Raw genomic sequence first — 23,562 nt, 5'->3', positions numbered from 1 at the left:
ATTTTTTGAGCTTACTAAGAATGTAATAAAAAATAAGGGAAGCGATGCTTCCCTTATTTAATGCACTAATGAAATTAACATTTAGCGAACATATAAGTTCGATAACCACCCAGTAAATTGCGGGCTTTATAGCCGTTATTCACCAGTTGTCGATAGGCGACGTTACCGCGCAAGCCAACTTGGCAGTAGATGATGATCTCTTTGTCTTTTGGTAATTCATCCATTCGTTGGCGAAGTTGGTCCACCGGAATATTCATTGCGCCAGGCAAATAACCGCCTGCTTGCAGCTCTCCAGGGTTGCGCACATCGAGCAGTAATTGGTCGTCGTTCAGGTGTTCAATCTCATCAAAATGAATCGCCTTTGCGTCGCCTTTGATTAAGTTGTTGGCGACAAATGCCGCTTGGTTGATGACATCTTTTGCACTGCCGTAAGGAGGCGCATAGGTCAGTTCAAGATGTTGAAGTTGCTCAACCGTCATACCCGCACGTTGAGCGACGGCCATGACATCGATACGTTTGTCGACACCGTCTTTTCCGACGGCTTGAGCGCCAAAAATTTTGCCAGTTTTCGGATCAAACAACATTTTAAATGACACGATTTCAGCGCCTGGATAGTAACTCGCGTGGCTTGCGGTATGGACGTAGACTTTTTCGTACTCGACACCATCTCGTTTGAGTTGTTTCTCGTTTTTACCGGTGGACGCAACGGCCAAATCGAAGATCTTACAAATCGCGGTGCCTTGAGTGCCTTGGTAGCGCTCACTGCGGCCAAGCATGTTGTCAGCTGCCATTCGACCTTGACGGTTTGCCGGGCCAGCTAGGGGAACAAGTGTTTGTTTTCCAGTCACAAAGTCTTTTTCTTCTACTGCATCGCCAACGGCATAGATTGAAGGATCACTGGTTTGCATCATGTCGTTGGTGTAGATGCCGCCGAGCTCACCAATTTGCAGGCCTGCGTGCTGAGCCAGTTTGGTTTCTGGACGGACACCAATTGCCATAATCAGAACATCAGTGTTTAACGTATCCCCTGTACTCAGGCTCAGCGCTAGATGGCCAGAGATATGCTGATGTTGGATATCTTCACCCGCATTTTCGCTCGCAACATGATCATTGGCGATGTATTCAACGCTGGTTAAAGCAGTACCTAAACGTAAATCGATGCCTTTGGCGCGAATTTCAGCATGCGCAAAACCGGCCATCTCGCGATCAACTGGTGTCATCACTTGATCCGCCAATTCGAGTAACGTGGTCTTAATGCCTAATTGATGGAAGGCCTCCATCATTTCTAAGCCGATAAATCCACCCCCAACCACCGTAGCATGCTCGACATTATTGGTTTGAATCGTTTGAATGATGCGATCCATATCAGGGATGTTACGCAAAGAATGGGTAAGAGGGTTATCGATACCAGGAATCGGTGGCACAACAGGCCCTGCTCCGGGGCTCAATAATAGGAAATCATAACTTTCAGCGTATTCGCTACCATCGATTAAGTTTTTGACGGTGACCGTTTTTTCGTGACGATTGATCGCAGTAATCTCGTTCATGACACGTACGTCAACATTAAATCGTGCGAGAAAGCTCTCTGGTGTTTGCAGAAGTAGCTTGCTGCGTTCTTTGATATCGCCACCAATGTGGTAAGGCAAGCCGCAATTCGCAAAAGAGACAAAAGGACCACGTTCAAACATGATTATCTGTGCATCTTCACTCAAACGACGTGCTCTAGCTGCTGCTGAAGCACCACCTGCGACGCCACCAACGATCACGATTTTAGTCATAATATTCAACCTCTGATTTTAGGATTGGACCGAATTGTAGAGCGAAAAGGCAAACAACTCTGACAACTCGGTCAAATAAAACGAATTACTTAAGGCCGAGCTTTTTAAGGAAAAAGACGGCTGGGCAAAAGCCCGTAAAGGCACTTTGAATCAAATTCAGGCCTACAAATACGGTCAACCAAACAAAATTTTCGTGAACGTATTGGGTAAGAACTAGAGATAGCAACACCATGCTACCGGCCAAAATGCGAACTCCGTTTTCAATCGTCATAACAAGCACTCCTCGTTGTTGATAGGCATACCATACACACGTAAATTAGAAATGTCTAATAAAAATAAATCTAAATACAATATATCTAAATTAGAGTTGACTAATGTTTGTGTTTGCGTAAGATTTAAACCAATGCAGGGGAGGTGGTTGTGATGAGCAATGACAAAGTAATTGATTTAGAGCAGATGAGAGAGAGCGCGGAAAGCGTTTCTGAGCTGTTAAAAATAGTCGCGCATCCTGAGCGATTGATGGTGTTGTGCCAGCTAACAAAAGGTGAAATCGGTGTTGGTGAGCTTCAACAAAGCTCAACCTTGAGCCAATCCGCGTTTTCACAGCATCTCACCGTCTTACGGAAACATGGTTTAGTTAAAGCGCGCAAAGCGTCTCAGCAAGTTTTTTATTCTTTAGCTGATCCCCGAATTGAAAAGCTGATCGGCAGTTTACAGTTTATTTTTTGTTCCTAATTTTGCGAGGAAGATATGACGTTTGTAGTACCTTGGGAGTCGTTGGCAGGAGGCATTTTACTTGGCATTTCTGCCTTAACCATGTTGTTGGTCAACGGCAAAGTGGCAGGGATTAGCGGTATTTTGACGGGATTACTCACCCCTAAATCGAGAGATTTTGCGTGGCGTTTGATGTTCGTTATCGGCATGGTGAGTGGTGGTGTTTTGGCCGTGACTTTCGGTGCGGCGAGCGCATCGGTCGCGTTACCCACATCAGGCGTATTAATCGCTGCAGCTGGGTTGTTAGTGGGCATCGGCACACGTTTAGGAAATGGATGCACTAGTGGTCACGGGATCTGTGGCATTGGCCGTTTATCAAAACGCTCTATCGTCGCAACGGCGATTTTTATGGCGGTAGCTGCCATGACGGTTTTTGTTCGACTTCACTGGATTTCTTAAGCTAGGGCATGAATAAAATGAATAATTTTGTCTTTCGATTGACGTCGTTGATGGCGGGTATTTTGTTTGGTTTGGGGATGGCGATTTCAGGCATGACGGACCCCAATAAAGTGATTGGTTTTCTCGATATCGCAGGTCATTGGGACCCAAGCCTCATGTTTGTGATGGGCGGTGCATTGGCGGTGTTCATGCCAGGTTACTTCTTGCTAATACGAAAACAACAGAAACCGCTCAATGCCGAAACATTTTGCTTAGCCAGTCAGCAAACCATCGATAAACGTTTGGTCGCGGGCGCAACGATCTTTGGTATTGGTTGGGGCTTGGCTGGAATTTGCCCTGGCCCTGCTGTGGCAAGTTTGGGGCTTGGTAACATTCAAATTGTGCTTTTCTTTGCCGCCATGATGGTCGGATTAGGTGTTACCAACTTACTGATTTGTTTCAAAAATGCGCGAGAAGTCAAAACAGAACTTGCATAACAAGACTATGCTGGCGTAAAGATCAAGGGAGATTATCTATGCAATGGTTTAAACACTCAGCACTCGCAATCGGATTGCTTTCTGCTGTGCCTGCTATGGTGCACGCCGAAACCTACATTACAGAACTGAAGACTGTCGAGCAATTCGTTGTCTTTGATGGCGTTGTCCAGCCCGTCAATCAAGGTACTGTGGCAGCGCAAACGTCGGGTACAGTCGTGGCGTTGAATGTGGATGTAAACGACTTCGTCAAGCAAGGTACGGTGTTGCTGGAAATCAGTGCGGTGCAGCAGTCGGCGGCGCTTGATTCTGCTTTAGCTCAGTTGTCGAGTGCCAAAGCGCAAAATTCGGAAGCTCAAGCTCAAGTAAAGCGCTTTCGCCAGTTGATGCCAAAAGGTGCCATCTCCCAAGATCAAATGGATGCAGCGGAATCTCGCGCCAGAAGTAGTGCGGCTGCGGTCAAATCTGCAGAAGCCGCCGTTGCGCAAGCGAAAGAATCTCTCGGTTACACAAGTGTCACTGCACCTTATGATGGCGTCGTGACTAAGCGTTTAGTTGAGTTAGGTGAAACAGTGGCTCCGGGGATGCCTTTACTCAGTGGGTTCTCGTTACAACAACTGCGTGTCGAAACGCAGATCCCGCAGAATTATCGCGCTTATGTTAAAGAACCGACTCAGTTTGTGATTGATAACGGGGCTGGTGAACAGGTTTCACCGCGCTCTTTCAATCTTTTCCAATACGCAGACTCGGCTTCTCATAGCTTTCCAATTCGCTTAAATCTACCGGAAAATCAGGCAAATTTCGTTCCTGGCTCTTGGGTTAAAACTCGTTTTACTTATGGGCAAAGAGCCCTCTTGTTAGTGCCTAAGCAAGCGGTGATCCGTCGCGCAGAACTGAGTGTGGTCTATCGGCTTGATGACAACAATAAACCCATCTTGAATCCGATTCGTTTAGGACAAGAGTTTGAGGATAGCTATGAAGTGCTTTCCGGCCTAGAAATCGGTGATCGAATTACCACGGATCTCATCAACGTCAAAGGTGAATAGTATGGATACACGACTCGGAATTTCGGGTCGCATTGCCGCGGCCTTTCAACATTCAGCCATGACACCTTTGCTCGCTTTGGTGGGGCTATTGATGGGGTTATTTGCTGTAATCGTTACACCCAAAGAGGAAGAACCACAAATAGATGTGACTTTTGCTGACGTGTATATCCCGTTTCCGGGCGCATCTCCTCAAGAAGTGGCCAGTTTGGTGACGACGCCTGCAGAGCAGGTGATCTCTGAAATTCAAGGCATCGATAAGATCTACTCCTTTTCTCAGCCTGATGGTGCGATGATCGTGGCGATCTTTGATGTTGGGGTCACGCGTAATGATGCCGTTGTGCGCATCTACAACAAACTCTATTCAAACAAAGACTGGATGCCACAAGGCGTTGGTGTCGGCGAACCCGTGATCAAACCTCGCGGCATCGAGGATGTGCCCATTGTCACTGTGACCTTGTCTGATAAATCAGGACATTATACTGGCCAACAACTCACGCAAATTGCCCACGGGCTTGAAACAGAGCTGAAAAGAATAGAGGGAACTCGCGATATCTACACTGTGGGCGCGCATTCCACTATTGTGGATGTGCGTCTAGACCCTGTAAAAATGAACGCTTACGGCATTAGTATTAGTCAACTAAACCAAGTGTTGCCATCAGCGAATCGCCGTTCATCGATGTTGAGTTTAACTCATGATAATCAGCAAGTACCGTTACAGATTGGTGAGTTTCTCACTCATGTTGACCAGATCAAGCAACTGGTGGTGGGTGTGGCGAATGGTGCGCCAGTCTATTTCTCGGATATTGCTGATGTTGAACTTGGGGTAAACACGCCAACGCAAAATGTGTGGACCAGTGATAAGCAGGGCCTTTACCCAGCCGTGACTTTGGCGATCGCGAAAAAGGGCGGTGAGAATGCGGTTGATGTCGCGCAAACGATAGAAGATCGCCTAGAGGTCTTAAAAAATCAGTTGATTCCGCATGACGTTGATATCGCCATCACACGTGATTACGGAAAAACCGCAGCGGATAAAAGCAACACGCTGATAGGCAAACTCGCTTTTGCAACTACGGCCGTGGTGTTGTTGGTACTGCTGACGATGGGGTGGCGTGAGGCTCTGGTTGTGGGTATTGCCATCGTTGTGACCTTAATGATCACACTCTTTGCCTCTTGGGCTTGGGGATTTACACTCAATCGCGTCTCTTTATTTGCCCTGATCTTCTCCATCGGCATTCTTGTGGATGACGCCATTGTGGTGGTTGAAAATATTCACCGTCATATGTCGATGGGTAAGAAAAAACTGGCAGAGCTAATCCCTGTAGCAGTGGACGAAGTGGGTGGGCCAACGATACTGGCAACACTAACAGTTATCGCTGCGTTGCTGCCGATGGCGTTCGTTTCTGGCCTAATGGGGCCCTACATGAGCCCAATTCCGATTAATGCTTCAATGGGGATGCTCATTTCGTTAGCCGTGGCTTTTGTGGTTTCTCCTTGGCTGTCGGGTAAGTTGCTGAAGTCAGGACACCACGAAGAGTCACACAAAGCCGATTCTATCTTCCATAAAATCATGTCGCCGTTTATTACCGCCAGAGCGCAAGGGCGCAATCGCTTCTTGTTATTACTCGGTATTGTTGGGCTGATTGCTGCATCGGTGGCGTTGCCAGTGATGCAGGCGGTGGTGTTGAAAATGCTGCCTTTTGACAATAAGTCTGAGTTCCAAGTGGTGCTCGATATGCCAGAAGGGAGTTCACTTGAAAAGACTCAGAGAGTGCTTTTTGAAATGGCACAATCGCTTAACGAAGTGCCAGAGGTGAGCGACTATCAGATTTACGTCGGTAGCGCTGCGCCAATCAACTTTAACGGTTTGGTTCGCCACTACTTCTTACGCAATCAAGCTCATCAGGGGGATATCCAAGTGAATTTGTTGGATCGTCGTGAGCGAGAGAGAGACAGCCACGAGATTGCCAGTTCAGTACGCCCGATGCTTAACCAGATTGCCAGCCAATTTGGCGGCAAAGTCAAAGTAGTGGAAGTGCCGCCGGGGCCTCCCGTTTGGTCGCCAATTTTGGCTGAGGTGTATGCGCCTACCGCCGAATTGCGCGCAGCGGCAGCGCGCCAAGTTAGAGACATTTTCAGAGAAATGCAAGATATCGTCGATGTCGATATGTACTTGCCTGAGATTCACCAAAAATGGCAAGTGGTGATCGACCGAAGTAAATCAGCCAATCTAATGGTGCCCTACAGTGACATCGTTGATGCTTTGGCGACGGCAGTGGGTGGTAAGCCAGTAACTTATTTGCACGCTGAACACAGCAAGTATCCAATCCCCGTGATGATTCAAGCAAATGAAAGTGCGAAAGTGCGCCTGGAGCAAGTGTTAAACATGCAGGTCGTCAGTCAAACGGGCAACCGATACCCATTGTCTGAGCTCGTGAGCATTCGTCAAACTAAGATGGAAGACTATATTGTGCACAAAAACCTTGTGCCTATGGTCATGGTGGTGGCGGATATGACTGGGGAAACGGACAGTCCACTCTACGGTATGGCGGCTTTATCAGGAACCTTGTCTGAGCGCATGCCGCTAGAGCAATACTTCATTCATCAGCCAGATGGTCTGCAGGGGATTTCCATCATGTGGGATGGCGAGTGGACCATCACTTATGAAACGTTCCGTGATATGGGGATCGCTTACGCAGTGGGCATGGTGCTTATCTACTTGCTGGTGGTGGCGCAGTTTAAATCCTATTTAGTGCCATTGATCATCATGGCCCCCATTCCACTGACCATTATTGGTGTGATGCCAGGGCATGCTTTGTTGGGCGCGCAATTTACCGCAACCTCGATGATCGGCATGATTGCACTTGCAGGGATTATCGTGCGAAATTCCATTTTGCTGGTGGATTTTATTAACCAGCAAGTGGAAGAAGGGGTTGAGTTTGCAGAAGCGGTAATGCAATCGGCAGCGGTTAGGGCAAAACCGATTATGCTTACCGCATTGGCTGCGATGATTGGAGCAGTGTTTATCCTTGATGACCCCATTTTTAATGGTCTGGCAATCAGCTTAATCTTTGGTATCTTCGTCTCGACGATTCTTACCTTGATTGTGATTCCAGTGCTCTATTACGCGGCAATGAAAAAACGCTTCGTCTAGGTATTGGCGTGCGAACAAATCTAACCATTGAAGTACAACAGACCTAAGTAATCAATTAACAAGAGCCCCGACGTAGGGGCTCGTATCTATATTTTTAATTTCTTTATCTCTAATTTCTTTAACTCTAAATTTTTCTCTATTTCTTTCTCTTGCTTATCATGACGATGCGTTAAGGTAAGGTCACTGTGGTTGAGACCGGGCAGTGATCGCTCAATTGATACTTCAACACATCGTTGCTGGTAAACAACCTCTGCTCTCCTTGTGAGGCACTTAAACCTTCGCTGACGATGATGTGGTCAATGAGTGAACGAAAAGAATGAACCTTATTGGGGTGTTTTTTGGAGCGAACCTTGCAGTTTGCTTTGGTGTCTTCCGTCAACAAATGAATTTTTCCGGCACTGGTGAGTTCATTCATCAGCCAGTCATTACGATAAGCAAGGTTATGGTTGAAGTCTCCAAGCACAAGATAGGTTTGCTTGTTGTTATGCCTTTGGCTAATCCATTGGCCAAGTGCTTGGCTTTCAAGTCGGAGTGTTCGACAAGCATCATTGCCTTTATACGCTCCGCTACACCCCGCCTTGAGGTGAACGTTTAACACATGCACCTCATTTGAGGCGTTACCAATAATGACGTATGAGGCAAAGCGCAGCTTACTGTTGCCTTTGTTGAGTTGGATGTCACCGACGTCGCGAAAAGGAATGCCTTTCTTGATGGCAAATCCTGTGTATTGATTGATGTCATCGAATTGAAAACGCTGATAGCGCGGATTAGAGCGATCCGAAAACAGGATCTGATAGTTGGTTCCGACGACTTTTTTAATCGCGGCCAAGTCGTTGACCTCCTGAAAGGCCAAAACATCGCTGTTGGTTTTTTGGAAGTACATTGCCAATTTGGCAAAATCCTCGTTATTACGGTGACTTTCTTTGACTCGTGCTGAAGCTGTGGACGAAAGCCATTCCATGTTCCAACTGGTGAAGATGATTGGTTGAGCGGCCAAAAGGGGCGTTGGCAAGAGTAAATAAACCAAGCCGGTGAAAAAGAGACCAAGCGCGTGCTTCAGCATAAGTAAATATTCCCTGTGTTTTTAGGCAGCCTTTATCATACAAGACCTTCAAAAATTTCAAGTAGAAATCGCCACATTTTTGCAATTTTCATGGTTTTCTTTATATCTGAGATCTCAGCCAATAAGATCGATTTGATCTTAATCCATCATCTTATTTTGTTGATCGAAATCAATACTTTTGCCTAGTGCTTTTCGTTTAATACGCCACAACATATAGTGCCAGTCGGATAAAAAATAACCCTATATAGTGTGTTTGTGGATAACTCTGTGAGTATGCTTAGGGTAAGGAGAATAAAGTGAAACCAATCGTAATCAAGCGTGATGGCTCAAGGGCTCCGTTTAGCAGGGATCGCATTCAGGCAGCAGTTGAAGCCGCCGCGGAAAACGTTGATAAAGAAATTGCTATTTATGCGCTCAATGTGGCGCTGGCAGTTGAGCTACAGCTAAAAGATCACGATGAAGTTCATATCCACGAAATCCAAACCCGTGTTGAAAACGAGTTGATGCAAGGTCCATACAAGTCTTTAGCTCGTGCGTACATTGAATATCGTCATGACCGCGATATTGCACGTGAGAAACAAAGCACTTTAACACGCGAAATCGAAGGCTTAATCGAAGAAAGCAACGTTGACTTAATCAACGAAAATGCCAATAAAGATGGCAAAGTGATCCCGACTCAACGTGATTTGCTTGCGGGCATTGTAGCTAAACACTACGCGAAAACGCACATTTTGCCACGTGATGTGGTTCAAGCGCATGATGAAGGTGATATTCACTATCACGATCTCGATTACGCGCCGTTTTTCCCAATGTTTAACTGCATGCTGATTGACCTGAAAGGCATGCTGACTCATGGTTTTAAAATGGGTAATGCGGAAATTGACACGCCTAAGTCAATTTCAACCGCAACTGCGGTGACTGCGCAAATTATTGCGCAAGTGGCGAGCCACATTTATGGTGGTACCACCATCAATCGCATTGATGAGATCCTTGAGCCGTATGTTAACGCGAGTTACGAAAAGCACTTAAAAATTGCCCAAGAGTGGGATATCCATAATCCAGAAGGTTTTGCCATCGCACGAACTGAGAAAGAGTGTTACGACGCATTCCAATCTTTGGAGTACGAAGTGAATACGCTGCACACTGCAAATGGGCAAACACCGTTTGTGACGTTTGGTTTTGGTTTGGGTACAAGTTGGGCATCGAAATTGATTCAACAATCCATTTTGAAAAACCGTATTGCGGGTCTAGGCAAAAACCGCAAAACAGCGGTGTTCCCGAAACTGGTATTCGCCATTAAAGATGGTCTGAATCATAAACCAACCGATCCAAACTACGACATCAAACAACTGGCGTTAGAGTGTGCTTCTAAGCGTATGTACCCAGATATCTTGAACTACGACAAAGTGGTTGAGATCACCGGATCATTCAAAACGCCGATGGGCTGCCGTAGCTTCCTAGGCACCTACGAGGAGAATGGCGAACTGATTCACGAAGGTCGTAACAACCTTGGTGTGGTAAGCCTTAACTTGCCAAGAATTGCACTAAAAGCAGATGGCGATGAAGAGAAGTTCTATGCGCTATTGGATGAAAAACTGAAGCTAGCTCGTCGAGCGCTCGAAACGCGCATTAGCCGTTTAGAGAATGTTAAAGCTCGTGTAGCACCAATTCTGTACATGGAAGGGGCTTGTGGTGTGCGTCTGAAAGCCGATCAACCTATCGCAGACATCTTCAAACATGGGCGTTCGTCCATTTCGTTAGGTTACATCGGTATTCATGAAACCATTAACGCGCTGTTTGGTAATCAAACTCATGTTTATGATGACAACGAACTGCGTGAAAAAGCGTTGAACATTGTTAAACACATGAAGAACGCTGTCGAAGCGTGGACGGAAGAAACGGGTTATGGCTTTAGCTTGTACGGCACGCCAAGTGAGAACCTCTGTAGCCGCTTCTGCCGAATCGACACCAAAGAATTTGGTGTGATTGAAGGCGTGACAGACAAAGGTTACTACACCAACAGCTTCCATTTGGATGTTGAAAAGAAAGTAAACCCATACGACAAGATCGACTTTGAGATGCCGTACCCTGAAATTTCGAGCGGTGGTTTTATCTGTTATGGTGAATTCCCTAACATGCAAAAGAACGTCGAAGCGTTAGAAAATGTGTGGGATTACAGTTACAGCAAAGTGCCTTACTACGGTACCAATACACCGATTGATGAATGCTATGAGTGTGGTTATACCGGAGAGTTTGATTGTACGAGTAAAGGGTTTACCTGTCCGAAATGTGGCAACCATGACTCATCCAAGGTATCGGTCACTCGTCGCGTTTGCGGTTACTTAGGCAGTCCAGATGCGCGCCCATTTAACTTTGGTAAACAAGAAGAAGTGAAACGTCGCGTAAAACACCTGTAAATAACGCATTAGGTTTCATCCGTTATTCAATGAGCCAACCCCATCCGGTTGGTTCATTTTTTCCAGAGGTCAATATGAATTATCACCAGTATTATCCCGTCGATGTGGTTAATGGACCAGGTACGCGATGCACGCTGTTTGTTTCAGGCTGTGTTCATCAATGTCGTGGTTGCTACAATCAATCGACGCAGCGTTTAGATTCTGGTGTGCCGTTTACGCAAGAAGCGGAAGATAAAATCATCGCGGATCTTAATGACACTCGTATCAAACGCCGTGGCTTATCACTCTCTGGCGGGGATCCATTGCATCCAGCAAATGTGGCCGATATTTTGTGTTTGGTAAAGCGCGTCAAACAGGAATGCCCGGAGAAAGATATCTGGGTTTGGACGGGATACACCCTTGATGAGCTTGACGAAGCTCAACGACAAATACTGCCATACATCGACACATTGATAGACGGCAAGTTTGAGCAAGACAAAGCGGATCCAAGCTTGGAATGGCGGGGAAGCGCGAATCAAATCATTCATTGCTTCAAGCTGTAAGTTAGGTCTAACCAGTCAACTAAGTGTTAAGATTCAACCACCTCTGCGGTTTAGGCTGACTCTTGAGGGTGGGAATTCGTTATGACTTTAATTTCTATTCGCGCTCACTTATATCGCTGACTACACTCTACGTATATTAATTCAAACATTTTCGCTCAGTTGGCTCTTTGGGGATGCATTTACTCAGGAGCCGCTGTTGCGGTCAGGTTTGAATATGAAAATTGCTAATAAGATTATCTTGGTCTCAACAGCGTTGTGCGCACTGGGCGTCATTTTTACTGGTGCCATAGTTGGTTTAAAATCTGCAGCCCTTTCTGAACAAGCACTTATCACAAGAGCGTCGCAACAATTGGTTTCCGTACGCGAAATTAAGAAAAGTGAAATTGAAAGCTACTTTGAACAAATTCACTATCAAGTCGAAACCTTAGCGGATGACATTGCGACTAAAGACGCAATGAAAGCCTTTACTCAAGCGTTTCAAACGTATCCTTCTCAACAGATCACATCGCAAGACGTCAATGCTTTGCGTAATTACTACAGCAACCAGTTTGGGCAAAAGTACCGAGAGCTTAATGAGGGGGCAGCTGCCAATGAAATCAGTATGCTTGAACAAATTGGTGAGGTGGGCAAAGCGCTTCAAGCTCGATACATTGCGGTCAATCCGAATCCCCTTGGCGAAAAACACCAATATCTCAGTGATACGCTAGGCACTACTTACGATCAAATTCACGCTAAATATCACCCATCCATCAAACACTTTTTGGAAGCTTTTGGTTATTACGACATCTTTTTCGTCGAGAACGAGGGCAATGTGGTTTATACCGTCTTTAAAGAGTTGGATTTTGCCACCAATCTAAAGCAAGGGCCTTATTCGAACACGGGCATTGCAGAAGCCTACAGAAAAGCGACGGCTTTGAGCAAAGGTCAATACTATCTTGATGACTTCAAACCGTATTATCCCTCGTATGAAGCGGCCGCCTCATTTATCGCTACGCCAATAATGGAAGGTAATTCGCGCTTGGGTGTGCTGATTTTCCAAATGCCAGTGGATGTAATCAACAACATCATGACCTTCAAGGGAAATTGGGCTGCATCGGGTTTGGGTGAGAGTGGTGAAAGCTATCTCATTGGCCCGGACAAAAAAATGCGTAGCCAGTCTCGCTTTCTGTTGGAAGCGCCTGACGATTATTTGGCTGTGATGAAATCGGCGGGTGTCTCGTCGCAACTTCTGGCACAGATTGCCAGCAAAGGCTCAACCATCGGCCGACAAGAAATCGACAGCAATGCTGCACGTAACGCGTTAATGGGCAGAGCGGGATTTGAGATCATCAACGACTACCGCGGGGTGCAAGTCATGTCTGCGTATAGTCCGGTTACGGTTGCCGGTTTGAAATGGGCAATATTGACGGAAATTGACTATGACGAAGCACTCATGGATTTAACGCAACTGGAAGACTCGGTGAGAAACACCGTTTTAATGAGTATCGTCGGGATCATTGTCGTTTCAGTGTTACTTTCATATGTGTTAGGTAACAGCATCTCTCGGCCCATTCGCCTTGCGTGTGAAAAGGTTGAGCGCATTTGTGGTAATAACGACTTAACTGAACGACTTGATGTCCAAGGCAAAGACGAGGTCACTGAGCTCTCCGCGTCACTCAACCATTTGTTCTCGCACCTACAGCAAATGATCGGCCAGTTTTCCACTGCAACGGATACGTTGAGCGACAACTCCCTCAACATAACTAACAATATGCAAGCAACGCGTAAAGCCGTTGCCGAGCAAAATACGAAAACCGATTCGGTAGCTACCGCAGTCAACGAAATGAGTGCGTCGATCGCAGAAGTGGCACAGTTTGCTAATCGCGCCGCCGATTATGTTAAAGGGGCGAACGAGCAAGGCGTGAAAGGCGTACAGGTTGGCAACAACTTGGGTGAAGAGATCGGTAAATTGCATGATGAGATGCAGGTAGCCGTCGAAGCCATTGGTCGATTAAGAAATGAAAGTGCTTCTATTGCAGAGGTGCTCGATGTGATTCAGGGTATTGCTGAGCAAACCAACTTGCTGGCTCTGAATGCAGCAATTGAAGCGGCGAGAGCGGGTGAACAAGGGCGAGGTTTTGCCGTCGTCGCTGATGAAGTGCGTTCGTTGGCTGGTCGGACTCAATCTTCGACAGAAGAAATCCGTCAAAAAATCGATGCATTACAACGTGAAACAAATAGCGTGTCGCACTGTATCGATAATGCCAACAAAACCGTCTCGCGTGGGGTTTCAACCTGTAAAACAAACACCGAGATGATCGAACAGCTTGTCTCAATGTTAGAAGAAATGAACGAGATGAACATCCAAATTGCGGCGGCAACTGAGGAGCAACGAGCGGTCACAGAAGACATCAGCAGCAGTATTACCTCGATCGCGGATGCTTCGGTTTCCGTCAATGAAAAAGTGACTCAGGTGGATGATGTGTCGCGTCAACTTGCTGATGAAGCCAAAGGGTTGAGTCAGGAAATGTCGAAATTCCGTTTTTAGAAATGCCTTCTGCAGGGAAAGAGTTCGACACGGAATAAAACGCTACCGGTGAGTGCCTAGGTGACAAAGGTGCGCTTGCTGTTAGCGTTTTATTCTTTAATTACCGTCGTCAGAAAAAATATGTTTCGAAGTTAGACGCTTTGATGTTAAGTTTTATCGCACTATCTGGAGATAACTCCGTAACTTGAATTTCAAAGGGTTGTGACTTTCATGTTCTCTCAATTACCAACACCAGCTTTAGATCCTATTCTTTCTCTTACCGTTGCTTTTCGTAACGATCCCCGTGACCAAAAAGTAGACCTTGGCATTGGCGTATACAAAAACAACAAAGGCGAAACGCCAATCATGCGTGCGGTGTCCCAAGCGCAAAAAATCGTTGCTGATACACAGACAACCAAGTCGTACGTCGGCCTTGCAGGATGTGAAGAGTTTAACCAATCGATGGTGAATTTATTGCTTGCGGGCACTTCCGTACTTGACCGAGTGAGTGCGATTCAAACACCGGGAGCCAGTGGCGCACTGCGTATGCTTGGAGATTTGATGAAAGTAGCGCAGCCAGACACCACCGTTTGGATCTCTAATCCTAGTTATGTGAACCATAAGCCTGTGATGGAAGCAGCAGGGTTGAAAGTGCGTTATTACCGCTACTTCAGCCCAGAAACCAAGCAAGTCGACATCGGTCAGATGTTAGATGATCTTGCTACTGCCGGTCCAAAGGATGTCGTACTGCTTCATGGTTGTTGTCACAACCCAACGGGTGCGGACATCGATTTTGCTGCTTGGCAAGCCATCACTGATTTGGCAGTGAAGAATGGTTTCACACCATTTGTTGATATTGCCTACCAAGGCTTTGGTGATGGCCTGGAAGAAGACGCAAAAGGTCTGCAGTTCATGGCTGACCGTGTTGAAGAGATGCTGATTACCACTTCATGTTCGAAAAATTTTGGCCTTTATCGTGAACGTACTGGTGCGGCAATTGTGATTGGCAAAAACGCAAAAGAGTCATCTAACGCGAAAGGTAAGTTGCTGACACTAGCGCGCTCAACTTACACCATGCCGCCTGATCACGGTGCTGCATTGGTCAAAACAATTCTACAAAATGTTGAACTTACAACCACTTGGAAGCAAGAATTGTGTGAAATGCAGCAACGTTTGTTAAACCTGCGTCAAACTTTATGTAATGAATTGAGAAATCAACACAATACGTCACAATTCGACTTCATTGAAAGCCACAAGGGTATGTTTACTGTGCTAGGCTTTACACCTGAGCAAATGGGAACGCTACGAGATGAATATGGAATTTATGGTGTAGGAGACGGGCGAATTAACATCGCTGGTCTTACCGAAGCTCACATTCCATACGTGGCAGACGCGATAGTCAAAGTCTCACAACGTTAATGCAGGTGATTGGATGAAGAATTTGAAACTTATTTTGCCATTACTACTTAGCGGCGGCTTAACTGCTTGTGCAGTGACACCCGCAACGGTAGATTCTTCAGCAGAAAATAAGTCGGAAATTAAAGAAGAACCAGTAAAGCAGACAAAACCTCAACCCAAGCCAGAGCGACCAGTGCTCGAGCTTAAAGCCCACAAAACATCCGATGGAAAGTTGATCCTTGGTGAAGAAGAGTGGGTATATGTTCCGGGGTTAAATGAGGTGTTTAAGTCTCGAATTGATACTGGAGCAACAACTTCATCCATTAGTGCGGTTGACTTGGTTGAGTTTGAACGTGATGGCAAAGATTGGGTTAAGTTCAAAATCGAGCATGATGGCATCAACAGTAACGAAATAGCGTTGCCTGTTGAGCGCTGGGTTCACATTCGCCAATCCAGTGCGGAAGGAACGCAAAAGCGCGCTGTCGTGCTAGCTTGGATTCAAATTGGCGATCTCAAAGAAAAAACCGAGTTCACGCTAACTGACAGAACGCATTTAACTTTCCCTGTATTGTTAGGGCGTAGCTTCTTCAAAGACGTTGCAATTGTCGATGTTTCACAGAAATACGTGCAAGATAAGCCGACAACGAAGTAACGAAAAGCGAACACGATAAGTACTACGAACAAAGGGCCAATTTGGCCCTTTGTTTTTGTTCAACGCTTGTTGTGTGTGGCTTCTAAAAAGAGACTAGAAGAAACAAGAAGCTAGGGAGTTAGAACATAAAGTTGACCGACATTAGGATCTGATGCCCATAAGTGCCGTTATTACGAAGGTCTGCCCCAATAGAAAGTTGTTGAGTTGAATGGAATCGGGCGCCGATACCTACAATAGAGTTGCTGCTGTCATTGGAGATCAATTGCCCCAATCGTCCATGAACTTCGACATTTTGCATCAACCAAACACGAGCACCAATATTGACTTCGGTTTTCCATTCATCACCAATTTTATCGCTCGATTTGTTTTTAATGTTGTGAACCAGCATTTGGCCGTAAATATCGGCAAACTGCCCCATAGGACCATTAAAACCAATACCACCAGCAAGATCCCAGTCCCCACTAAATTCACTGTCGAAGCGTCCGATAAAGTGTGTATTTTCCGTGAAGTAAGTGTTGAACTCCGCACCGAAAGTGCCTGGGCTTGACCCCATTCGCACCTCAAACATGTTGTAGTTGAAGTTGTTTGCACTTGCTGTTATTGGGAGCAAAGTACATACACCCAACAAGGTTGTTTTGAGAGCTTTACCTAGCATGAGATCTCCAAAGCCAAAAAATTAACGCCCGTATTTTACAAAAAAAGCCTGCAAATAGCAGGCCAAACTTAAAATAATATGACGTAAATGAGTGTATTAAGCGAAAAGCTATTGTACTCGTACCACTCTGGCTATTTCGTATGTTAAAGCAGCGTCAAACTATCGACTTCAATTTCTGGGGTATTGCCGCCTTCAAACTCACCAAATAAGCGCAGGCGCGTATTGCTGTTAATGGTTTGCGTAAAACGAATATCGTCATCGAGCTCTACTTGAATCTCGGCGCTGCCATCGGTGAAAATATAGGTATCTTTATTGAGCTGGCGGACCAAAGTGCCTTCAACGACGACATCTTTCTCCGTAAACATATTTGAATCTTTCAGTAGTTCGGATACGACCGATACATTCACCGGGCCATCAAAACTGATACCTTGTGCTGTTGAAGAGTTGTTGGCGAGCGCGATGGCTGGTGTGGTAGTCAAAGCAGCGATTGCGATAATAAGTGTTTTGTTCATGTTCTTTTCCTATGTTTAACCGAGTTTGTTTCGATAGGGGTATTAGAACAAAGCGGATTTGAATGGTTGCTTAGCGCTTGATTCATATTGGATTCATTTTCTAAAGTGTCAAAAAAGGCTAAAATAGGCCTCCCTTGAATAGCGACGATAAAAAATGGAAGCAAAAGTAACCACGCTCATGGTGCAAGGCACTACCTCTGATGCGGGAAAAAGCGTATTGGTGGCAGGTCTCTGCCGCGTATTGGCTCGTAAAGGCGTAAACGTTGCTCCTTTCAAACCACAAAATATGGCCCTCAATAGTGCGGTGACGAAAGAAGGTGGTGAAATAGGTCGAGCACAGGCGGTTCAAGCGCAAGCATGTCGCATTGAACCGAGCGTTCACATGAATCCTGTTTTGATCAAACCCAACAGCGATACTGGTGCTCAGATCATTTTGCAAGGTAAGGCATTAACCAATATGGATGCCTATGGCTTCCACAATTACAAAAAAGTGGCGATGGATACGGTAATGGACTCCTTCGCTCGTTTAATAGATGAATATCAAGCCATCATGATCGAAGGAGCCGGCAGCCCTGCCGAAATCAATTTGCGTCAGAATGACATTGCCAACATGGGTTTTGCAGAAGAAGCCGATGTCCCAGTGATTATCGTCGCTGATATCGATCGTGGAGGCGTTTTCGCCCACCTTTATGGCACATTGGCATTGCTCTCGCCATCTGAACAAGCGCGAGTGAAGGGATTCGTTATCAACCGTTTTCGCGGTGACATTAAGTTGCTTGAATCGGGCCTTGATTGGCTCGAAGAGAAAACAGGTAAGCCCGTCATTGGCGTTCTACCATTTCTTCATGGGTTGAACCTCGAGGCCGAAGATGCGATTACCTCACAACAAGAGTTGTCGGGTGAGGTTAAGCTAAAAGTCGTGGTTCCGGTGCTGACGAGGATTAGCAACCATACGGATTTCGATGTGCTCAGACTGCATCCCCAAATTGACTTGCGTTACGTAGGCAAAGGAGAGCGATTAGAGCGCGCAGATTTGATCATTTTGCCTGGTTCCAAATCAGTGCGCGATGACCTTAAATACCTTCGAGAACAAGGATGGGACAAGGATATTCTGAGACATTTGCGCTTCGGTGGTAAAGTGCTAGGGATCTGTGGTGGCTACCAAATGTTAGGGGAGTCGATTAGCGATCCGTTTGGCGTTGAAGGTGAACCCGGTGAAAGTGTCGGGCTAGGCCTCTTAAAAACACGCACAGAACTAACCCAAGATAAGTGTTTGATTAACACTAAAGGGCAGTTATCACTAAACGGAAAACACGTTAACGTGACAGGCTATGAGATTCACGTTGGGCGCTCGCAAGTGAATGAACATCAACCGATCACCAAAGATGATGGCCAACTTGAAGGCGCCCTAAGCGAATGCGGGCAGATCATGGGCAGTTATTTACATGGTTTCTTAGACTCTGAAGCCGCATTAGAGCTGATTTGTGAGTGGGTCAATGGTGTGCAAATCAAGGCACAGAATCACGAACAACTAAAGGAGCAGGCGATAGACCGGATCGCTGATGCCATTGAAGAACATTTGGATCTGAGTCTATTGGGCATATAGAGAGCGAAGTATGATGAAAAAATGGCTGAGTTTACTGCTGCTACTGCTAGCGCCTGTGGTAAGTGCTCAACAAACAACGCGCGTTTATGCCGCATCGTCACTGACGAATGCCATCAATGATGTCATTGAGAGTTACGAACGTCAGAGTCATCAAAAAGTACAGGCAATTTACGGTGGCTCCTCATCCCTCTCAAGGCAGTTGCTCAGCGGTGCACCGGGCGACATTTTTATCTCTGCCAATAGCCAATGGATGGACTATCTAGTTCAACATGGGGTTATCAAAAGCGACAGTGTCACTAATTTGCTGTCCAATAATTTGGTTGTTATTACCAATAAAAACAACAGTATAACTCTTGATGTTTCATCCAAAGCACAGTGGCAGAGACTACTCACAGGCAATTGGCTCGCCCTAGGAGATACCAACTCCGTACCTGCTGGTATGTACGCCAAGCAAATGTTGCAAAATGCCGATGTGTGGAATGTAGTGTCGAGCCATGTGGCGCCGAGTAAAAACGTTCGTTTGGCCCTGGCGTTAGTAGAGCGAGATGAAGCAAAGCTTGGCGTCGTTTACCAAACCGATGCGCGAATGTCGCAGAAAGTGAAGATACTAGTGACGCCTGAACAAGCGCTTTATGATCCCATTACTTATCCTGCTGGATTGATCAGTCAATCCGAATCCGCTAAGGCGTTTTTCAATTATCTTATGGGCCAAGAAGCCACTGCCATATTTCAAAAGCATGGCTTTACAACGTTGGAGAAACCGTGAGCGAACTCGAATACCAAGCGCTAATACTTAGCCTAAAAGTGGGTTTTTATACGGTGATCTGGTTACTGCCATTTGGCGTGTTTTTCGCTTGGCTATTGGCGCGAAAATGCTTTCCGGGCAAAACCCTACTTGATAGCGCAATACATCTTCCTTTGGTTCTTCCTCCGGTTGTGATTGGTTATTTGTTGCTTATCGCTATGGGGCGCCAAGGCGTGCTGGGGCGCTGGTTATATGAGATGTTTGGGATTTCTTTTGCCTTTAACTGGAAAGGGGCGGTATTGGCGTGTTGGGTCGTTGCGCTACCTTTGATGGTACGTTCTATTCGAATCAGTTTAGAAAGTGTCGACAGCAAACTAGAACAAGCAGCGGCGACGCTTGGTGCATCACCAACAAAAGTCTTTCTCACCATCACATTACCTCTGATGCTGCCCGGGATCATTTCGGGATCGATGTTGGCGTTTGCGCGCAGTCTCGGAGAGTTTGGGGCGACCATCAGTTTTGTTTCCAATATTCCCGGCGCAACTCAAACTTTGCCTCTTGCCATGTTTAATTTTATTGAGACACCGGGTGCAGAAGCGCAAGCGGCAAGGCTGTGTGCCATTTCAATTGCTATCGCGCTGTCGACTTTACTGGTGTCAGAATGGCTGAACAGAAAAGCCAAACAACGATTGGGAGCGAAGTGATGAAGGGGCTTCAAGTTGCGTTCAAACAAACTTTGGGCCACGTTGTTTTCGACATCGAATTACAACTTCCGGCTAAAGGTGTTAGTGCGATTTTTGGTCGTTCTGGTGCAGGTAAAACGTCAATTATCAATGTGATCAGCGGACTAACTCAGCCCGAACAAGGGCGTATAGCACTTAACTCGGAAGTACTGTTTGATTCTGCTTTAGGCATTAATGTCCCCGTACACCAACGGAATATTGGTTATGTATTCCAAGATTCTCGCTTATTTCCTCACTATCATGTTGAAGGTAATTTGAAGTATGGCATCAAACAGTACGACGCAGAGATGTTTGGCAAAGTGGTGACGCTCCTCGCGCTACAACCGTTACTAAAACGCTATCCTGCTTCTCTGTCTGGCGGTGAAAAACAACGCGTTGCGATTGGCCGCGCGCTGTTATCATCACCAAGGATCCTATTGATGGATGAGCCGCTGGCCTCGCTTGATATGCCGCGGAAAAAAGAGGTGCTTCCTTTTCTTGAAAAGCTCTCAGAAAGTTTCGAAATTCCCATTGTGTATGTCACCCATAGTCTGCAAGAGATTTTGCAATTAGCGGATCACCTCACGGTGTTGGATCGAGGTCAGATTGTCGCTTCCGGTTTGTTGTCTGAAGTGTGGTCTTCGCAAGCAATGCGCCCGTGGCAATCGTTCTCCGAACAAAGCACTTTGTTTAATGCCAACATTGCAGAGCAGCACCCTCAATACGCTTTGACACGTGTCATGCTTTCGTCATCAGCGTCGCTGTGGGTGCAAAAGATTGATGCGCCCCTTGGCAGTGATATTCGTCTGCAGGTGCGAGCGAATGATGTGTCCATTACGCTCGTTCAACCGAAAAAAACCTCTATTCGTAATATCATTGAGGCCAAGGTCGAGCGCATTGAGAAAAGACACCCAGCGGAAGATAAAGAGAGCATTGCGGTTAAACTGGCGTTAACACAGGATTGTTTTCTATGGGCGACCATTACCCCGTGGGCGTTGGACGATCTCAATCTGAAACAGGGTGACCGTGTGTTTGCACAGATCAAAGGGGTGAGTGTGACCCAAAGAGATATCGCACTCACGCATTAGTTTATTGGTGTTATGAATCGCTTAGTGACAATGTCACCTCTTGTCGCTTCTGACGCTTTTTAGAAGAAAGCAACCCAACAATTTGCGGCAGAAGTGACATTAATATCATCCCGGCCATCAGGGAAAACTGATGTAAAGTATAAGACTCACCAACCAGTAGAACCCCACATACGATACCGGCAACAGGATTTGCAATCCCGCCGAATGTAAAATCGACCACAGACATGCGTTGTAATAGCCAAACGTATAAGCCGTATCCTAGCGCTGTATTCATTAAAATTATCCAACCGAGGCCAATCAAATTTTGGCCGTCTAGCTGTTCCCATGCTTGATAGTACGGAGTGGGCTCAGCAACGAACTGAGCGAACGATGCAAGCGACAATACGATGCCACCAAAGATCAACTGCCAGGTTAGGATAAGCCACCAGTGCATCTCTGTTCCGAGTGATTTGGTTATACGACTGCCAATAATAATGCAGAAAATCGCAGACAACATGGCCAACAATCCGATGGGATTGAGGGCCAAGTGGCTAGGATCAAACAAGAACCAAGCAAAACTAATCAATCCGAAACCGCATAAAGCTTGAACTTTACTCGGCGCTTGTTTGGCGACAACCCAATGAAAAAGCATCGCGAAAACAGGCACTGATATCATGCCTACACCAGAGATTGCAGATGGTAGCGTCAACGCCATCACGAAAATAAGTGCAAAAAAGGCCGCAATGTTGATGGTTCCAAGCTTAATCAAGGTGACGACTTGGCGACGATTCGGCAACATGGGTTTAACCAATAGTAAAAGTAACCCTGCGGGTAACGCTCTTAATGCACCAAGTAACAACGGTGGCCAGTCAGCCAACGTTGCTTGTGTCGCAGCGTAGGTCGTTCCCCAAAAAAAGGCAGGTATCATAGCGATAAGTATGTTCATATTAAATATCTTTATATTGAGATAATTGAGTTCAATGTATGCCTATTTTTGATGAAAGTAAAGTATCTTTATATTAAGATATCTCGCAAGCTAATGATTGAGATAAGATGATGGATGCAATTGATCGTGTAGTAGAGCAGTGGGACAGAGAGCGCCCTGAGTTAGATACCGAACCTATGGCTATCATGGGGCGCATATTCCGTATCACCAAATACTTGGAAAGTGCAGTGGGTGAGGTGCACAAACGTTACGATCTCAAGATGGGCGAGTTTGACGTGGTTGCAACTCTGCGTAGAAGTGGCGCGCCATATCGTTTGACGCCATCGGAGCTATTGGGGTCTTTGATGCTGACCTCTGGGGCTATGACCAACCGCTTAGATAAGCTTGAGCAAAAAGGTCTGATTTTACGCCAACACAGCAAGGAAGATCGACGCAGCGTTACAGTTGAGCTTACAGAGCATGGTTTGGCGACAGTGAATAAGCTGATAGAAGAGCATGTCGCGATTCAACATGCGCTATTAAAGAATCTTTCAAAGCCTCAGAAGCAAGCTTTGAATGCTGTGCTTAAAGAGTGGTTGGGGCAGTTAGAATAAGATAAAAAAGCTGCTCATGTGAGCAGCTTTTTACATTACTTAGCGAACACGTCGCGGAAATCGCGTTTCAGAATAGGGTCGCGGCGTGCTTTCTTAAGTTGTTTGACCATATCTTTAACACAATTAAAGAGTACGTGGTCTAGCAGTTGAGCGCGGTAAGCATCTTTCTCTTCTTCACTCATGCCTTCTGGAAGATTCATTGTAGGGAACTCTTCCATCACGTTAACGCCAGCGAATGCTTGGCTTACAGAGATCAGTGCGTGAAATTGTTCAAAATTGTCTAGAACGTTTTGTGCGCTTGCAGGCAGTGAATCCCAAGCTTCACGGACGGCTTCTTCAGAAACTTCATGGATAGACGTTACCATCTCAAACATTGCTTCTGGAACCTGATCAAACTCGATAACCTGACGTAATTCAGGTGAAATCGTTGCTAGGTCGATGGGTTGTTTTTCTGGAGTATTTGCTTCTGACATGACACGTCTCTCATTTAAAAAAGCGGAATAGTAAGGTGATCTTC

At 46.0% G+C, this 23,562-nt stretch carries 22 protein-coding genes; 15 read left to right on the top strand and 7 right to left on the bottom strand.

Annotated elements, in window-relative coordinates:
- Positions 1 to 74: 74 nt before the first annotated feature.
- On the bottom strand, positions 75 to 1,778 hold the full coding sequence (locus CIK04_RS07810) for an FAD-dependent oxidoreductase (protein WP_045594684.1): 1,704 nt from the start codon (positions 1,776 to 1,778) through the stop codon (positions 75 to 77).
- A gap of 85 nt (positions 1,779 to 1,863) precedes the next feature.
- Entirely contained in the window at positions 1,864 to 2,049 is a 186-nt protein-coding gene (locus CIK04_RS07805) for a DUF2892 domain-containing protein (RefSeq protein WP_011081305.1), read from the bottom strand.
- 152 nt (positions 2,050 to 2,201) lie between these two features.
- On the opposite strand from CIK04_RS07805, the gene CIK04_RS07800 reads away from it, so the two are divergent.
- From CIK04_RS07800 to CIK04_RS07780, 5 genes are all read left to right on the top strand, one after another.
- Positions 2,202 to 2,513 (top strand): metalloregulator ArsR/SmtB family transcription factor, encoded by a 312-nt coding sequence (locus CIK04_RS07800; RefSeq protein ID WP_038941075.1) that lies wholly within the window; start codon positions 2,202 to 2,204, stop codon positions 2,511 to 2,513.
- 15 nt (positions 2,514 to 2,528) lie between these two features.
- Entirely contained in the window at positions 2,529 to 2,951 is a 423-nt protein-coding gene (locus CIK04_RS07795) for a YeeE/YedE family protein (RefSeq protein WP_017422805.1), read from the top strand.
- An 8-nt stretch (positions 2,952 to 2,959) separates the two neighbouring features.
- On the top strand, positions 2,960 to 3,427 hold the full coding sequence (locus CIK04_RS07790; protein WP_038963419.1) for a YeeE/YedE family protein: 468 nt from the start codon (positions 2,960 to 2,962) through the stop codon (positions 3,425 to 3,427).
- 95 nt (positions 3,428 to 3,522) lie between these two features.
- Positions 3,523 to 4,470 carry an efflux RND transporter periplasmic adaptor subunit gene (locus CIK04_RS07785; RefSeq protein ID WP_232708626.1) on the top strand — a complete coding sequence of 316 codons (948 nt, stop codon included), beginning with the start codon at positions 3,523 to 3,525 and terminating at the stop codon, positions 4,468 to 4,470.
- A 1-nt stretch (position 4,471) separates the two neighbouring features.
- Positions 4,472 to 7,621, top strand: a complete 3,150-nt coding sequence (locus tag CIK04_RS07780) for an efflux RND transporter permease subunit (protein WP_097352380.1) — start codon at positions 4,472 to 4,474, stop codon at positions 7,619 to 7,621.
- Positions 7,622 to 7,790: 169 nt separating this feature from the next.
- On the opposite strand, the gene CIK04_RS07775 is transcribed toward CIK04_RS07780, so the two are convergent.
- A complete protein-coding gene (locus tag CIK04_RS07775) occupies positions 7,791 to 8,684 on the bottom strand; it encodes an endonuclease/exonuclease/phosphatase family protein (protein WP_039537835.1) in 894 nt (297 codons plus the stop codon).
- A gap of 296 nt (positions 8,685 to 8,980) precedes the next feature.
- Here CIK04_RS07775 and nrdD point away from each other — a divergent pair, with 296 nt between their 5' ends.
- The 5 genes from nrdD to CIK04_RS07750 all read left to right on the top strand — a co-directional run bounded on the left by nrdD (position 8,981) and on the right by CIK04_RS07750 (position 16,199).
- On the top strand, positions 8,981 to 11,101 hold the full coding sequence (nrdD, locus tag CIK04_RS07770; RefSeq protein WP_045628103.1) for an anaerobic ribonucleoside-triphosphate reductase: 2,121 nt from the start codon (positions 8,981 to 8,983) through the stop codon (positions 11,099 to 11,101).
- 74 nt (positions 11,102 to 11,175) lie between these two features.
- Positions 11,176 to 11,643, top strand: a complete 468-nt coding sequence (gene nrdG, locus CIK04_RS07765) for an anaerobic ribonucleoside-triphosphate reductase-activating protein (RefSeq protein ID WP_097352381.1) — start codon at positions 11,176 to 11,178, stop codon at positions 11,641 to 11,643.
- A gap of 214 nt (positions 11,644 to 11,857) precedes the next feature.
- Positions 11,858 to 14,170: a methyl-accepting chemotaxis protein gene (locus tag CIK04_RS07760; protein WP_097352382.1), complete on the top strand. Its 2,313-nt coding sequence runs from the start codon at positions 11,858 to 11,860 to the stop codon at positions 14,168 to 14,170.
- Between the two features lie 210 nt (positions 14,171 to 14,380).
- On the top strand, positions 14,381 to 15,568 hold the full coding sequence (locus tag CIK04_RS07755) for an amino acid aminotransferase (protein ID WP_011152202.1): 1,188 nt from the start codon (positions 14,381 to 14,383) through the stop codon (positions 15,566 to 15,568).
- A 13-nt stretch (positions 15,569 to 15,581) separates the two neighbouring features.
- The gene (locus CIK04_RS07750; RefSeq protein WP_038963415.1) at positions 15,582 to 16,199 is read left to right on the top strand and encodes an ATP-dependent zinc protease; all 618 of its coding nucleotides are present in this window, start codon (positions 15,582 to 15,584) and stop codon (positions 16,197 to 16,199) included.
- A gap of 118 nt (positions 16,200 to 16,317) precedes the next feature.
- Here CIK04_RS07750 and CIK04_RS07745 read toward each other — a convergent pair whose 3' ends face one another.
- The gene (locus CIK04_RS07745; RefSeq protein WP_038941065.1) at positions 16,318 to 16,854 is read right to left on the bottom strand and encodes a hypothetical protein; all 537 of its coding nucleotides are present in this window, start codon (positions 16,852 to 16,854) and stop codon (positions 16,318 to 16,320) included.
- 143 nt (positions 16,855 to 16,997) lie between these two features.
- Complete coding sequence (locus tag CIK04_RS07740) at positions 16,998 to 17,366, bottom strand: YgiW/YdeI family stress tolerance OB fold protein (RefSeq protein ID WP_017422815.1); 369 nt, start codon at positions 17,364 to 17,366, stop codon at positions 16,998 to 17,000.
- A 154-nt stretch (positions 17,367 to 17,520) separates the two neighbouring features.
- On the opposite strand from CIK04_RS07740, the gene CIK04_RS07735 reads away from it, so the two are divergent.
- From CIK04_RS07735 to modC, 4 genes are read left to right on the top strand one after another with little or no spacing between them, the layout of a single operon-like run.
- The gene (locus tag CIK04_RS07735) at positions 17,521 to 18,972 is read left to right on the top strand and encodes a cobyric acid synthase (protein WP_097352383.1); all 1,452 of its coding nucleotides are present in this window, start codon (positions 17,521 to 17,523) and stop codon (positions 18,970 to 18,972) included.
- Positions 18,973 to 18,982: 10 nt separating this feature from the next.
- Positions 18,983 to 19,738 (top strand): molybdate ABC transporter substrate-binding protein, encoded by a 756-nt coding sequence (modA, locus tag CIK04_RS07730; RefSeq protein ID WP_017422817.1) that lies wholly within the window; start codon positions 18,983 to 18,985, stop codon positions 19,736 to 19,738.
- Complete coding sequence (modB, locus tag CIK04_RS07725; protein ID WP_038941062.1) at positions 19,735 to 20,421, top strand: molybdate ABC transporter permease subunit; 687 nt, start codon at positions 19,735 to 19,737, stop codon at positions 20,419 to 20,421. Before modA ends, modB begins: the two co-directional genes overlap by 4 nt.
- Positions 20,421 to 21,527, top strand: coding sequence for a molybdenum ABC transporter ATP-binding protein ModC (gene modC / locus CIK04_RS07720; protein ID WP_097352384.1), 1,107 nt, complete (start codon positions 20,421 to 20,423; stop codon positions 21,525 to 21,527). The genes modB and modC overlap by 1 nt, the downstream gene beginning before the upstream one ends.
- A gap of 10 nt (positions 21,528 to 21,537) precedes the next feature.
- Here the strand turns inward: modC and CIK04_RS07715 are convergent, their stop codons facing one another.
- Positions 21,538 to 22,452 carry a DMT family transporter gene (locus CIK04_RS07715; RefSeq protein ID WP_097352385.1) on the bottom strand — a complete coding sequence of 305 codons (915 nt, stop codon included), beginning with the start codon at positions 22,450 to 22,452 and terminating at the stop codon, positions 21,538 to 21,540.
- 110 nt (positions 22,453 to 22,562) lie between these two features.
- Here CIK04_RS07715 and CIK04_RS07710 point away from each other — a divergent pair, with 110 nt between their 5' ends.
- Complete coding sequence (locus CIK04_RS07710; protein WP_165387666.1) at positions 22,563 to 23,045, top strand: MarR family winged helix-turn-helix transcriptional regulator; 483 nt, start codon at positions 22,563 to 22,565, stop codon at positions 23,043 to 23,045.
- Positions 23,046 to 23,080: 35 nt separating this feature from the next.
- Here the strand turns inward: CIK04_RS07710 and CIK04_RS07705 are convergent, their stop codons facing one another.
- Positions 23,081 to 23,518, bottom strand: a complete 438-nt coding sequence (locus CIK04_RS07705) for a DUF3069 domain-containing protein (protein ID WP_011081285.1) — start codon at positions 23,516 to 23,518, stop codon at positions 23,081 to 23,083.
- Between the last annotated feature and the right edge of the window lie 44 nt (positions 23,519 to 23,562).

The sequence above is a fragment of the Vibrio sp. 03_296 genome (assembly GCF_002265885.1).
The sequence above is the reverse complement of the archived record's forward strand: the minus strand, read 5'-3'. Positions and strand labels throughout refer to the sequence as shown.

What these genes read in the sequence shown, in the direction of transcription:
- CIK04_RS07780 (WP_097352380.1), top strand. Translation starts at nt 4,472, where the DNA reads ATGGATACACGACTCGGAATTTCGGGTCGCATTGCCGCGGCCTTTCAA.
- CIK04_RS07810 (WP_045594684.1), bottom strand. Translation starts at nt 1,778, where the DNA reads ATGACTAAAATCGTGATCGTTGGTGGCGTCGCAGGTGGTGCTTCAGCA.
- CIK04_RS07760 (WP_097352382.1), top strand. Translation starts at nt 11,858, where the DNA reads ATGAAAATTGCTAATAAGATTATCTTGGTCTCAACAGCGTTGTGCGCA.
- CIK04_RS07740 (WP_017422815.1), bottom strand. Translation starts at nt 17,366, where the DNA reads ATGAACAAAACACTTATTATCGCAATCGCTGCTTTGACTACCACACCA.
- CIK04_RS07750 (WP_038963415.1), top strand. Translation starts at nt 15,582, where the DNA reads ATGAAGAATTTGAAACTTATTTTGCCATTACTACTTAGCGGCGGCTTA.
- CIK04_RS07775 (WP_039537835.1), bottom strand. Translation starts at nt 8,684, where the DNA reads ATGCTGAAGCACGCGCTTGGTCTCTTTTTCACCGGCTTGGTTTATTTA.
- CIK04_RS07735 (WP_097352383.1), top strand. Translation starts at nt 17,521, where the DNA reads ATGGAAGCAAAAGTAACCACGCTCATGGTGCAAGGCACTACCTCTGAT.
- CIK04_RS07710 (WP_165387666.1), top strand. Translation starts at nt 22,563, where the DNA reads ATGGATGCAATTGATCGTGTAGTAGAGCAGTGGGACAGAGAGCGCCCT.
- CIK04_RS07800 (WP_038941075.1), top strand. Translation starts at nt 2,202, where the DNA reads ATGAGCAATGACAAAGTAATTGATTTAGAGCAGATGAGAGAGAGCGCG.
- CIK04_RS07805 (WP_011081305.1), bottom strand. Translation starts at nt 2,049, where the DNA reads ATGACGATTGAAAACGGAGTTCGCATTTTGGCCGGTAGCATGGTGTTG.
- CIK04_RS07715 (WP_097352385.1), bottom strand. Translation starts at nt 22,452, where the DNA reads ATGAACATACTTATCGCTATGATACCTGCCTTTTTTTGGGGAACGACC.
- CIK04_RS07755 (WP_011152202.1), top strand. Translation starts at nt 14,381, where the DNA reads ATGTTCTCTCAATTACCAACACCAGCTTTAGATCCTATTCTTTCTCTT.
- CIK04_RS07705 (WP_011081285.1), bottom strand. Translation starts at nt 23,518, where the DNA reads ATGTCAGAAGCAAATACTCCAGAAAAACAACCCATCGACCTAGCAACG.
- CIK04_RS07790 (WP_038963419.1), top strand. Translation starts at nt 2,960, where the DNA reads ATGAATAAAATGAATAATTTTGTCTTTCGATTGACGTCGTTGATGGCG.
- CIK04_RS07795 (WP_017422805.1), top strand. Translation starts at nt 2,529, where the DNA reads ATGACGTTTGTAGTACCTTGGGAGTCGTTGGCAGGAGGCATTTTACTT.
- modA (WP_017422817.1), top strand. Translation starts at nt 18,983, where the DNA reads ATGATGAAAAAATGGCTGAGTTTACTGCTGCTACTGCTAGCGCCTGTG.
- CIK04_RS07785 (WP_232708626.1), top strand. Translation starts at nt 3,523, where the DNA reads ATGGTGCACGCCGAAACCTACATTACAGAACTGAAGACTGTCGAGCAA.
- modC (WP_097352384.1), top strand. Translation starts at nt 20,421, where the DNA reads ATGAAGGGGCTTCAAGTTGCGTTCAAACAAACTTTGGGCCACGTTGTT.
- CIK04_RS07745 (WP_038941065.1), bottom strand. Translation starts at nt 16,854, where the DNA reads ATGCTAGGTAAAGCTCTCAAAACAACCTTGTTGGGTGTATGTACTTTG.
- nrdG (WP_097352381.1), top strand. Translation starts at nt 11,176, where the DNA reads ATGAATTATCACCAGTATTATCCCGTCGATGTGGTTAATGGACCAGGT.